13 protein-coding genes are annotated in these 11716 nt (G+C 72.7%); 9 read left to right on the top strand and 4 right to left on the bottom strand.

Features of this window, described 5'->3' with window-relative positions; translation table 11 throughout:
• The first annotated feature begins 33 nt into the window (after window positions 1-33).
• Genes ACIP8Z_RS26885 through ACIP8Z_RS26865 form a run of 5 tightly spaced genes read left to right on the top strand, consistent with a single transcriptional unit; the run spans window position 34 to window position 2773 of the window.
• Entirely contained in the window at window positions 34-687 is a 654-nt protein-coding gene (locus ACIP8Z_RS26885; RefSeq protein ID WP_402087754.1) for a TetR/AcrR family transcriptional regulator, read from the top strand.
• Entirely contained in the window at window positions 684-1448 is a 765-nt protein-coding gene (locus ACIP8Z_RS26880; RefSeq protein WP_402087751.1) for a glucose 1-dehydrogenase, read from the top strand. Before ACIP8Z_RS26885 ends, ACIP8Z_RS26880 begins: the two co-directional genes overlap by 4 nt.
• A 48-nt stretch (window positions 1449-1496) precedes the next feature.
• Window positions 1497-2030 (top strand): NUDIX hydrolase, encoded by a 534-nt coding sequence (locus ACIP8Z_RS26875; protein ID WP_402087749.1) that lies wholly within the window; start codon window positions 1497-1499, stop codon window positions 2028-2030.
• 51 nt (window positions 2031-2081) lie between these two features.
• Complete coding sequence (locus ACIP8Z_RS26870; RefSeq protein ID WP_402088304.1) at window positions 2082-2450, top strand: YidH family protein; 369 nt, start codon at window positions 2082-2084, stop codon at window positions 2448-2450.
• Window positions 2447-2773, top strand: coding sequence for a DUF202 domain-containing protein (locus ACIP8Z_RS26865; protein ID WP_402087747.1), 327 nt, complete (start codon window positions 2447-2449; stop codon window positions 2771-2773). The genes ACIP8Z_RS26870 and ACIP8Z_RS26865 overlap by 4 nt, the downstream gene beginning before the upstream one ends.
• 15 nt (window positions 2774-2788) lie before the next feature.
• On the opposite strand, the gene ACIP8Z_RS26860 is transcribed toward ACIP8Z_RS26865, so the two are convergent.
• Window positions 2789-3718 carry an NADP-dependent oxidoreductase gene (locus tag ACIP8Z_RS26860; protein ID WP_402087745.1) on the bottom strand — a complete coding sequence of 310 codons (930 nt, stop codon included), beginning with the start codon at window positions 3716-3718 and terminating at the stop codon, window positions 2789-2791.
• Between the two features lie 95 nt (window positions 3719-3813).
• Between ACIP8Z_RS26860 and ACIP8Z_RS26855 the strand changes: the two genes are divergently transcribed.
• Window positions 3814-4743 (top strand): MBL fold metallo-hydrolase, encoded by a 930-nt coding sequence (locus tag ACIP8Z_RS26855; protein WP_402087742.1) that lies wholly within the window; start codon window positions 3814-3816, stop codon window positions 4741-4743.
• 271 nt (window positions 4744-5014) lie between these two features.
• On the opposite strand, the gene ACIP8Z_RS26850 is transcribed toward ACIP8Z_RS26855, so the two are convergent.
• Window positions 5015-6334, bottom strand: a complete 1320-nt coding sequence (locus ACIP8Z_RS26850) for an enolase C-terminal domain-like protein (protein ID WP_402087740.1) — start codon at window positions 6332-6334, stop codon at window positions 5015-5017.
• 132 nt (window positions 6335-6466) lie between these two features.
• Here ACIP8Z_RS26850 and ACIP8Z_RS26845 point away from each other — a divergent pair, with 132 nt between their 5' ends.
• Entirely contained in the window at window positions 6467-7489 is a 1023-nt protein-coding gene (locus ACIP8Z_RS26845) for a phosphotransferase (protein ID WP_402087737.1), read from the top strand.
• A gap of 6 nt (window positions 7490-7495) precedes the next feature.
• Complete coding sequence (locus ACIP8Z_RS26840; protein WP_402087735.1) at window positions 7496-8710, top strand: acyl-CoA dehydrogenase family protein; 1215 nt, start codon at window positions 7496-7498, stop codon at window positions 8708-8710.
• A 37-nt stretch (window positions 8711-8747) separates the two neighbouring features.
• On the opposite strand, the gene ACIP8Z_RS26835 is transcribed toward ACIP8Z_RS26840, so the two are convergent.
• Window positions 8748-9341 carry a TetR/AcrR family transcriptional regulator gene (locus ACIP8Z_RS26835; RefSeq protein WP_319318494.1) on the bottom strand — a complete coding sequence of 198 codons (594 nt, stop codon included), beginning with the start codon at window positions 9339-9341 and terminating at the stop codon, window positions 8748-8750.
• Between the two features lie 107 nt (window positions 9342-9448).
• A complete protein-coding gene (locus ACIP8Z_RS26830) occupies window positions 9449-10225 on the bottom strand; it encodes an SDR family oxidoreductase (protein ID WP_355959327.1) in 777 nt (258 codons plus the stop codon).
• A gap of 201 nt (window positions 10226-10426) precedes the next feature.
• On the opposite strand from ACIP8Z_RS26830, the gene ACIP8Z_RS26825 reads away from it, so the two are divergent.
• Window positions 10427-11698, top strand: a complete 1272-nt coding sequence (locus ACIP8Z_RS26825; RefSeq protein WP_402087731.1) for an exo-beta-N-acetylmuramidase NamZ domain-containing protein — start codon at window positions 10427-10429, stop codon at window positions 11696-11698.
• Window positions 11699-11716: the final 18 nt, after the last annotated feature.

The following is an 11716-nucleotide window of genomic DNA, read 5'->3' as shown; positions in this document are numbered from 1 at the left end:
CCGTTTTCTAATGTCGAGCATTAATATGAATGCATGGCGAGGACATCGGGGCCCGAGACCCGGGACAGACTGATCCGCGCGGCGGAGGAGCTCTTCGCCGCCCAGGGCGTCCACGGCGCGCAGCTGCGGGACATCGTGAGCCGCGCGGGGCAGGCGAATCCCTCCGCGGTGCAGTACCACTTCGGCTCGCGCGCCGGGCTGCTCGACGCCGTGATGGCCGGCCGCCAGGCCCGTACGGAGGGCGTGCTCGCCCCGCTTCTCGCGGCCGCCCCCGACGCGACGCACGCCCTGGTCGGCGCTCTCGTCACGGCCGAGGCCAGTGAGCTGCGCACCGACCGGGGCCGCCGCTGCCTGCGGATCTCCGCGCAGCTCAGCCACGAGAGCGGCGTGCGCGGCCGGACGCCCCATCCCACGCTCGCCGGCACCGCGTACTGGCGGCTGATCGAGCGGATCGCGGACCGGCTCTCCGCCGACGGCCTGCCCGAGCCCCTGCTCCTGGAGCGCCTCGACCTGGCGCTGACCGTGGTGGGCGCCGCGATGGCGGACCGGGCCCGGCAGTACCTCGACGGCACCGAACCCCTCACCGGTGAGGCGCTCTTCCTCGCCGATCTGGTCGAGACCACCACCGCCCTGCTGCGTGCCGCACAGCCGGAGCAGGCGCACCTCCCCCGAAAGGACCTTTCATGAACGACCTCACCGGCAGGACCGTCCTCATCACCGGCGGCGCCCGCGGTCTCGGCGCGGAGGCCGCCCGGCAGGCGGTCGCGGCCGGCGCGAACGTCGTCGTCACCGACGTGCTCGACGAGGACGGCAGGGCGACAGCCGAGGCGCTCGGCGAGCGGGCGCGGTTCCTCCACCACGACGTGACCTCCGAGGAGGAGTGGGCGGCGGCCGTCGCGTACGCCGTGGCGGAGTTCGGCGGGCTGCACGGCCTGGTGAACAACGCGGGCATCTCCACGGGCGCGTTCCTGGAGACCGAGTCCGTGGAGCACTTCCGCAAGGTCCTCGACATCAACCTGACCGGTGTCTTCATCGGCATGAAGGCCGCGATACCGGCGATGAAGGAGGCCGGCGGCGGCTCCATCGTCAACATCTCCTCGGCGGCGGGCCTGATGGGCCTGGCGCTGACCGCCGGTTACGGCGCCTCCAAGTGGGGTGTGCGCGGGCTGACGAAGATCGGCGCCGTGGAACTCGGCACGGCGGGGATCCGCGTCAACTCGGTCCACCCGGGCATGACGTACACCCCGATGACGGCGTCCGTGGGCATCGAGCGCGGCGAGGGCAAGTACCCGAACACGCCGATGGGCCGGGTCGGCGAGGCCGACGAGATCGCCGGCGCGGTCGTCTTCCTGCTGTCGGACGCCGCCTCGTACGTGACGGGCGCGGAGCTGGCGGTGGACGGCGGCTGGACCACCGGGCCGACGGTGAAGTACGTGATGGGGCAGTGAGCCGGGCGGCGCGGCCCCGCGGTCCCGGCGGTTTGCTTGGATGGCGGGATGAGCGCCGCTGAAGAGATTCTCGATGTCGTCGACGAGCATGACCGGGTGATCGGGCAGGCCCCGCGCGGTGAGGTGTACGCGCGGGGCCTGATCCATCGCTGCGTCTTCATCCGGGTCCGGGACGCCGAGGGCCGGATCTTCGTGCACCGCAGGACGCCGACCAAGTTGGTCTTCCCGTCGATGTACGACATGTTCGTCGGCGGGGTCGTCGGCGCGGGCGAGTCCTACGACGAGGCCGCGCTGCGCGAGGCCGAGGAGGAGCTCGGGGTACGCGGCCTGCCTCGGCCCGAGCCCGTCCTGACCTTCTTGTACGACTCCGCGGGCGTGGCCGGCAAGTGGTGGTCGGCGGTCTACGAGGTGCGGTGCGAACTGCCGGTGGACCCGCAGGTGGAGGAGGTCGCCTGGCACGCCTTCCTGACGGAGGAGGAGCTGGCGGCGCGGCTCGGTGACTGGGCGTGGGTGCCGGACGGGCTCGCGGCGTACGAACGGCTGCGGGAGCACCGGGCGGGCGAGGGGCGCCCGGCGGGCTGATCATTCGAACGTTAGGGTGCGCGTGTGAGCGATTTCGTACAGAGCCTGCGGATGTGGTTCGCCCCGCAGCGGATCCGGGACGAGGGAGACACCCCGGACTACCGGTTCTCCCTCGCCAACGAGCGGACGTTCCTGGCCTGGATCCGGACCGCGCTCGCCCTCGTCGGCGGCGGTTTCGCCGTCGACCAGTTCCTGCCGGACCTGCGCTGGGGCGTCCGGGTCGGGCTCGCGCTCGCGCTGCTCGCGGCCGGGGTGCTGTGCGCGCTGCGAGCGGTGAACCACTGGGTGCGCTGCGAGCGGGCCATGCGGCGCGGCGAGGATCTTCCGGGGTCCCGCTTCCCCGCGGTGCTGAGTCTGGTCGTGGCGGTGGTGGCGGTCGCGATGGTGGTGGTCGTGCTCTTCGGCTGGGCGGGGCGGTGACGGTGACCGCCTCCGGGATCGACGCGCGTGATCCCGGACTCCAGCCGGAGCGGACCCGGCTCGCCTGGCGGCGGACGACCCTGTCGTGCACGGTCGTGGCGGTGCTCGCCGTCAAGCTGGCCGTGAGCGACGAGATCACGGCCGTGGGGATCACCGGGCTCGCGCTGTCGGCGCTCGTCTGGATCGGGTTCCTGGCCGTCGCCCACCGCCGTATCGGCTCCCTGAGCCCGGCCAGGCCGCAGCCGCTCTCCCACCGGGGCGCGCTGCTCGCGGCCTGCTGCACGATTGCGCTCGCCGTCTTCGGGGCGGCGATGATCTGGTGAGCCGTCGGGGTCCTCTCAGGGGACGGTGACGACGACCTTGCCGTTGAGGCCACCCGCGGCGTTGGCGCGCTGCGCGTCCGCCGCCTGTTCCAGGGGGAACGTCCTGGCCACCCGTACGGAGAGCACGCCGTCGTCGACCAGGTCCGCGAGCGCGGCGAGGTCGACCGGGTCGGGGCGGACCCAGAAGTAGCGGCCACCGAGGGCGAGGACCTCGCCGTCGGCGATGGAGGCGAGCCGGCCGTCGGTCGCGAGCAGCCCGGCGGAGATCCGCAGGAACGGTCCGCCGATGGTGTCGAGGACGGCGTCGACGCCCTGCGGAGCGAGGGTGCGGACCTGGTCGGCGAAGGTCGCCTCGTCGTAGACGACGGGTTCGGCGCCGAGCTCCGCGACCCGTTCGAGGCCGGCCTCGCGCGCCGCGCCGATCACCCGGCAGCCGAGGTGGCGGGCGATCTGCACGCTCATGGAGCCGACCCCGCCGGCGGCCGCGTGCACGAGGACGGTGTCGCCGGGGCCGACCGCGAGGGGCTGGTGGAGCGCCTGGTAGGCGGTGAGGCCGGCGAGCGGCAGGGCGGCGGCCTCCTCGAAGCCGACCGAGCGCGGCTTGCGGGCGAGGGTACGGACGGGGGCGGCGACGTACTCCGCGAAGGTGCCCCGGGAGAGGAAGTCCTCGCGGACGTAGCCCATGACCTCGTCGCCCTCGGCGAACTCGGTGACGGAGACCCCGGGCCGTACGACGACACCGGAGACGTCCCAGCCGGGGATCACGGGGAAGACCGCGTCCAGCATCCCGTCGAGGTATCCGGCCTGGCACTTCCAGTCGACCGGGTTGACCGCGGCGGCCCGCACCCTGACAAGCACCGCGTCGGGGCCGATCTTGGGGTCGGGCAGCTCGCCGTACTCCAGGACCTCGGGGCCGCCGTACCGGCGGTAGCTGATCGCCTTCATACTCCGACCCTCGGTGCGGCGCTGCCGGCCCGCAAGCCGGGGAGACTCTTCCCTGTCCGATCGGGCGCTCACGCCTCTCAACCGGGGGAATCCCTGTGTCTGCCACCGCCACCCACGACGCCTACGCTCCCCACGTGGTCACGCTCGCGCCGAACGTCCACGCCTTCCTCCAGCCCGACGGCGGCTGGTGTCTGAACAACGCGGGCTTCCTCGGCGACGCGCGCGAGTCGCTGCTCGTCGACACCGCCGCCACCGAGCGCCGGGCGCGGCTGCTGCGGGAGGCGGTCCTCGCGGCGGGCCTTCCGCTGCCGGGGACGATCGTCTCCACCCACCACCACGGCGATCACACGTACGGCAACGGGGTGTTCCTGCCGGAGGCGAGGATCGTCGGCCACGAGAACTGCCGGAGCGAGCAGCTCGCGGCCGGGCACCAGCTCCATCTGCTCTGGCCGCGGACCGACTTCGGGGAGATCGACATCGTGGCGCCGTCCGTCACGTACCGCGAGGGCATGACGCTGTACTCCGGCGGGATCGAGGTGCGGGTCATCCACCCGGGGCCCGCGCACACCACGGGCGACTCGATCGTCCACCTTCCCGAGCAGGGCATCGTCTTCACGGGTGACCTGGTCTTCCACGGCGGGACGCCCTTCCTGCCGATGGGTTCGCTGGCCGGGTCGCTGCGGGCGCTCGACCTGCTGCGCTCGCTCGACGCGCCGACGGTGGTCCCGGGGCACGGCCGGGTGACCGACCCCTCGGCGTACGACGCGACCGAGCGGTACCTGCTCTGGGTGCGGGAGATCGCGGCGGAGGGGTACGCCAAGGGGGCGACGCCGCTGGAGACGGCGCGGCGGGCCGAGCTCGGCGAGTTCGCCGCGTGGCGGGAGAGCGAGCGCCTGGTGGCCAATCTGCACCGGGCGTACGCGGAACTGGCGGGGCTGCCGGAGGCGTCGCCGCTGGATCCGGTGGGGGTGTTCGGGGACATGGCGGCGATGAACGGGGGCGTGCCGGTGGCTTGCCACGCGTAGCCCTTGGGCGGCCGCACCCGTTGTGGGCTGCGCCCCCGCCGCTCCCACGTTGTGGGCATCCGTTCCGCTGGGGCGTGGGGGTCCCCCCGGACGGAGTCCGGGGGGAGGGTGGGCACAACGGACGGCACCCTATGCCGGGCCTGGGCTTCCGCGCCTGAACCCGCACCCCGTGTGCACCGAGCTAGGGGTGCGGGCCGGGGCGCAAGTGGCGGCGCCGCCCAGCGCGCCGTCCCGTGTGCCCACCCGCCCCGCGCGGTGGGGGGCCTCGGCATCACCAGGTGTGGGGGGTCCAGTTCGGGTGCGCCGTTCGCATCGCCGCCGCGTCGTCGCGGTTCCGGTACCTCCCGTCGTCCTCCCGCCAGCGGCGGTGCAGCGTCGCCAGCGCCTCGCGGTCGAGTTCGACACCCAGGCCGGGCGCGTCGGAGACCGTGAGGCGGCCCTCGCGGAAGACGGGACGGGTGGTGACGACGTCCTCGGTCTGCCACGGGTAGTGGGTGTCGCAGGCGTGGTGCAGTTCGGGCAGGGTGGCCGCGACCTGGGTCATGGCCGCGAGGCTGATGCCCAGGTGGGTGTTGGAGTGCATGGAGAGCCCGACGCCGTACGTCCGGCAGAGCGCGGCGAGTTCGCGGGTGCGCCCGAGGCCGCCCCAGTAGTGGTGGTCGCAGAGGACGATCCGTACCGCCCCCTTCGCGAAGGCCTCCGGGACCTCCTCGAAGGTGGTCACGCACATGTTGGTGGCGAGCGGGACCTCGGTGCCGGCGGCGATCTCGGCCATCGCGCCGGTGCCGCTCGCCGGGTCCTCCAGGTACTCCAGTACGCCCTTGAGTTCGCGCGCGACGGAGAGGGACGTCTCCACGGACCAGGCGCCGTTGGGGTCGAGGCGGAGCGGACGGCCGGGGAACTCCTCGGCGAGCGCGCGGATCGCGGCGATCTCCTGCTCCGGTGCGAACACCCCGCCCTTGAGCTTGAAGGACCGGAAGCCGTACGCGCGGTCGAAGCGGCGGGCCTGGGCGACGATGCCGGCGGGGTCGAGGGCCGCGCCCCAGTCGTCGACGGGGCCGCCGGCGGGGTGGGTGGCCCAGCGGTGGAAGAGGTAGGCGCTGAACTCGACGGAGTCGCGGACCTTGCCTCCGAGGAGGGCGTGGACGGGCAGGCCGAGGGTCTTGCCGAGGGCGTCCAGGCACGCGGTCTCGAAGGCGGAGACGACGGAGAGGCGGAGCTTCTCGGCGGTGCGGACGCCGCGCAGACCGCTCGCGTCGACCCCGGCTTCCTCGGCGGCTTCGGCGGCGGCTTCGGCGCCCGAGCCGGAGCCCGGGTCGCGGCCCGGATCCGTGGCCTCCGCAAGCGCGAAGAGAGCGTTCACATCTGTGACCGACCGCCCCGGAAGCGCCTCCGCCAGCGGGCGGGCCAGGTCCAGGTAGACACCGTCGCCGTACGTCTCCCCCAGGCCGCTCACGCCGCCCCGGGTGATCACCTCGACCACGAGACGGGGCGTGTACGGCTGGTGAACCCCCTGGACATTGAGGAGAGGCGGGTCGGAGATGAGGATCGGGGTCAGCCGGACTTCGTCGACGATCAGCTTCGCATCCATATGTGAACCCTATTCACGGATGGGATCGGTGACCAGAGGGCGTAGGACGGTTTCACGACGCCCCCCTGGACGACATACCGACTGGTCGGTCATCATGAACGCCGACCGAAGCCGATCCGGAGGTACGCACGTATGAGTTCCGCCCCGCCACCAGGCCTCGACCCCGAGCAGCTGCGCCGCTTCCTCGACCGCGAGCGCCCCGGCCTGGTGTCCGGCCCCCTCGAAGCCCGACTGATCGAAGGCGGCCGGTCGAACCTGACGTACGTCGTGACCGACGGTGCGGGCCGCTGGGTCGTCCGCCGGCCGCCGCTCGGCCACGTCCTCGCCACCGCCCACGACATGCGCCGCGAGCACCGCGTCATCAGCGCCCTGCACACCACGGACGTGCCCGTGCCCGAGACGCTGCTGCTCTGCGAGGACGACTCCGTGCTCGGGGCGCCGTTCTACGTCATGGAGTTCGTCGACGGGACGCCGTACCGCTCGGCGGCGGAACTCGCCCCGCTCGGCCCCGAGCGCACCCGCGCCGCCGTCCTCGGCCTGGTCGACACCCTCGTCGATCTGCACGCCGTGGACCCGGCGGCCGTCGGGCTCGCCGACTTCGGGCGCCCCGAGGGCTTCCTCGACCGGCAGCTGCGCCGCTGGGGCAAGCAGCTCGACGCCTCGCGCGGCCGTGAGCTGCCCGGGATCGACGAGCTGCACGCCGCCCTCGGCCGCTCGCTGCCGGACTCGCCGGAGCCGACCGTGATCCACGGCGACTACCGGCTCGACAACGTCCTCATCGACGGGGACGACCGCATTCGGGCCGTCCTCGACTGGGAGATGTCGACGCTCGGCGACCCGCTGACCGACCTCGGTCTGCTCGTCATGTACAGCACGCCGCTCGACCTCCCCGACTCCCCCATCTCCACCACCGCCACGGCCCCCGGGCACCCGACCGCCGCCGAACTGGTCGAGCGCTATGCCGCCCGCTCGGGCCGCGACACCTCCGCCCTCGCCTGGTACACCGCCTTCGCCTGGTTCAAGCTCGCCGTGATCCTGGAGGGCATCCACTACCGCTGGACCCTCGGGCAGACCGTCGGCGCGGGCTTCGACCGCATCGGCGAACTCGTCCCCGTCTTCATCGAGCACGGCCTGACCACCCTTCAGGAGGGCTGAACCATCATGGACTTCGCCTACGACGCGCGCACCGAGGAACTCCGCGAGAGGCTCCTCGCCTTCATGGACGAGCACGTGTACCCGGCCGAGCGGACGGCCGAGGAGCAGCGCGCCCTGCTCGCCTCGCCGTGGGACACCCCGGCGGTCGTCGAGGAGCTGAAGGCCGAGGCCAAGCGGCAGGGCCTCTGGAACCTCTTCCTGCCGGACGCGGAGTACGGCGCCGGGCTGACGAACCTCCAGTACGCGCCGCTCGCCGAGATCACCGGCCGCAGCCCGCAGCTGGCCCCGACCGCCCTCAACTGCGCCGCCCCGGACACCGGGAACATGGAGCTGCTCGCCCAGTTCGGCGACGAGGCGCAGCGGAAGCAGTGGCTGGAGCCGCTCCTCATGGGCGAGATCCGCTCGGCGTTCGCGATGACGGAGCCGGAGGTCGCCTCCTCCGACGCGACGAACATCGAGACCCGGATCCGGCGGGACGGCGACTCCTACGTCGTCGACGGCCGCAAGTGGTACATCTCCGGGGCCATGAACCCCGACTGCAAGATCTTCATCGTGATGGGCAAGACCGACCCCGACGGGGCCGACCCCCGCCGTCAGCAGTCGATGATCCTGGTGCCGCGCGACACCCCCGGCGTGGAGGTGCGGCGCGCGATGCAGGTCTACGGGTACGAGGACCACTCCCACGGCGGCCACGCCGAGGTGGTCTTCGACGACGTCCGCGTCCCCGCCTCGCACCTCATCGGCGAGGAGGGCGGCGGCTTCGCCATCGCGCAGGCCCGGCTCGGCCCCGGCCGCATCCACCACTGCATGCGGCTCATCGGCATGGCCGAGCGGGCCGTCGAGCTGATGTGCCGCCGGGCCGTCTCCCGTACCGCCTTCGGCAAGACGCTCGCCCAGCAGGGCGTCGTGCAGAACTGGATCGCGGACGCCCGGGTGCAGATCGAGCAGCTGCGGCTCCTCGTCCTCAAGACGGCCTGGCTCATGGACACCGTCGGCAACCGGGGTGCCCACACCGAGATCCAGGCCATCAAGATCGCGACCCCGCGCGCGGTGGTCGACATCATCGACAAGGCCGTTCAGGCGCACGGGGCGGGCGGCGTCTCGCAGGACTTCCCGCTGGCCGAACTGTGGGCGGCGGCGCGGACGCTGAAGCTCGCGGACGGCCCGGACGAGGTGCACCAGCGGTCGCTCGCGCGCCGGGAGCTCAAGAAGTACCTGTAGAGCCCGAGCGGTCTCGGCTGCTCCGGGTGCGCGTGCCTCAGGGCCGCAGGGCCCGGAGCAGGAGGTCGGCGAGGTGGCCGGCGACCTGCTCGGGGGTGAGCGGGCCGTCCGGGCGGTACCAGGTGGAGAGGTGGTGCACCGAGCCGAAGTGGTAGTCGACGACCAGGTCGGCGGGGGTCGCCGAGGAGAACACCCCGGCTCGCTGCCCCTCCTCGATCAGGGCGCGGAACCGCTCGTGGTAGCGGCGCCGCTCCGACCTGACCTGCTTGTTCTTCTCCGGGCTGAGATGGTGCATGGAGCGGAAGAAGATGGCGGCGTCGTCGAGGTTCTCGATGGTGGTGACGACGACGTCCGCGGCGGCGTCGCGCAGCCGGTCCTCGATGGGCGCGTCGGCGTCCGCGAAGCCGTCGAGGCGCTCCTGCTGGAGGCGCAGGACGCGGGAGTAGACCTCCTGGAGGAGGTCCTCCTTGGAGCCGAAGTAGTGGTAGAGCGCGCCCTTGGTGACCCCGGCGGCCTCGACGATCTCCTGGACGGAGGTGCGGTCGTACCCCTGCTCCGCGAAGAGCCGGGTGGCGGCGGCGAGGAGCCTCTGGGGGACGGGTGTGCCGCTCCCGTCCGTCGTCCTGGCCATGCTCCGCCGCCTTCCTGGTGGTCGTTCTCGGTGGTCGTTCTCGATGATGTTTTTCGGTCAGGGGAACGCGTTCCCGCCGGTAGATCTTCGCATCCGATCGGACCCGGTCAACGCGTACCCGTCTCCCAGGTCTGCTGGACGTGGTTCATCGTGCCCAGCCAGCGCTCCGGGTCGGTGGCCCGGTTGCGGTAGTAGCCGGCCACCTCGGGGTGCGGCAGGACGAGGAAGCGGTCGGCGGAGATCGCGTCGAGGAGGGCGTCGGCGACGTCCTCGGGCTCGATGGCGGTGGGGGCGAGGACGAGTTCACCGGCCGTCCCGGCGGCCGTGAGCATGTCCGTACGGACGCCCTGCGGGCAGATGGCGTGGACGGCGAGGCCGCGGTGCCGGTAGGTGAGGGAGAGCCATTCGGCGAAGGCGTACGCGCCGTGCTTGGAGACGCTGTACGGAGCCGCGCCGATCATGGTGAGGAGTCCGGCGGCGGAGACCGTGGAGACGAAGCGGCCGCTGCCGCGCTCCAGCCAGTCGGGGAGCAGGGCGCGGGCCGCGCGGACGTGGGCCATGACGTTGACGTCCCAGGCGGCGGCCCAGACGTCCTCGTCGGCGAAGGCGTCGCCGGGCGAGGAGAGGCCGGCGTTGGCGCACCAGATGTCGACGGTGCCGCCGAGGGCCTCGCGGGCCTCGTCGACGACGGCGGAGGCGTCACCGGGGACGGCGAGGGCGCCGATCTCCTCGGCGACCGCCTTGGTGCGGACGGGGTCGAGGTCGTTGACGACGACCCGGGCTCCCTCGGCCGCGAACCGGCGTGCGAGGGCGGCGCCGATGCCGCCGCCCGCTCCCGTGACGACGACTCCGGCGCCCTGGACCTGGTTCGTGCCCTCGCTCATGGACCCACCTCTCCGCTCGACGGCCTGTGACGACCCGTGATGACCTGTGATGACCTGGGGGACGCGGACAGACTAACCAGTCGGTATGGAAAGACGGAAGAGTGTCGGCCGCTTGCCTCGTTCCCGTGGGCGATCAGGACCGCTAGCGTGCGTGCCCATGTCACCCGCCCCGGCCGGGGACGGCGATCGAGGAGGTTTCGCATGGGCCTGTCGCGACGGAGTCTGCTGGCCGCCGGGGGCGCCCTCGGGGCGGTGGCGGCCGCCGCGCCCACCGCTGCGGCCGGCGCGCCCACCGCCCCGGCGGCGGGGCGACCGCACGGACACGCGCGCGTACGGACCGGATTCGAGCGCCTCGCCGACGACGGGTACGCACTGCTCGCCGGGGAGCGCGTCGGCATCGTCACCAACCCGACCGGCATCACGTGGGACGCCCGGCACATCGTCGATGTGATGCACACCGACGAGCGGGTGGACCTGGTGGCCGTCTTCGGCCCGGAGCACGGCTTCCGGGGCACCGCGCAGGCGGGCGGCTCCGAGGGGCGGTACGACGACCCGGCGACCGGGCTGCCCGTCTACGACACGTATCTGAAGAGCGGGCAGCCACTCGCGGACGTCTTCACCGCCTCCGGCGTGGACACGGTCGTCTTCGACATCCAGGACGCCGGCGCCCGCTTCTACACCTACATCTGGACGCTGTACGACTGCATGGTGGCCGCCGCGCTCGCCGGGAAGCGGTTCGTGGTCCTGGACCGGCCGAACCCGGTGACCGGGCGGGCGGCGCTGGGCCCCGTCCTGGACCGGGCGTTCGCCACCTTCGTCGGACGCGAACCGATCGCGCAGGCGCACGGCATGACGGTGGCCGAGCTGGCCCGCCTCTTCAACGGCGAGTTCCTCGCGTCGCCGGTCGCCCTGGAGACCGTACGGATGACGGGCTGGCGGCGGACGGACTTCTTCGACGCGACCGGGCTGCCCTGGGTGCCGCCCAGCCCCAACATGCCGACGCCGGATACCGCGCTCGTCTACTCCGGCACCTGCCTCTTCGAGGGGACGAACCTCTCCGAGGGCCGGGGCACCACCCGCCCCTTCGAACTCCTCGGCGCGGAGGGGATCGACCGGCGGTGGGCGGAGGCGGCGAACGCGCTCGGCCTGCCCGGCGTCCGGTTCCGCGAGGCGTACTTCGCACCGACCTTCTCCAAGTTCCAGGGGAAGACCGTCGGCGGCGTGCAGCTGCACGTCCACGACCGGGAGTCCTTCGATCCGGTACGGGCCGGGATCGGGCTCCTGGTCACCGCCCGGAGCTCCTGGTCCGGCTTCGCCTGGCGGGCGGACAACTGGATCGACAAGCTGACGGGTTCGACGCGGGTGCGGACACTGATCGACGCAGGCGCCGGGGTGGACGAGGTCGTCGGGGCGTGGCAGGCGGACCTGGCGGCGTTCCGGGCGGTGCGGAGGGAGTATCTGCTGTACCACTGAGGGCCGTCGCCGCGAGGC

Origin of the sequence: Streptomyces sp. NPDC088553 (assembly GCF_044752965.1) — a bacterium.
Taxonomy (GTDB): Bacteria; Actinomycetota; Actinomycetes; order Streptomycetales; family Streptomycetaceae; genus Streptomyces.
This window is presented reverse-complemented; position numbering and strand designations above follow the sequence as displayed.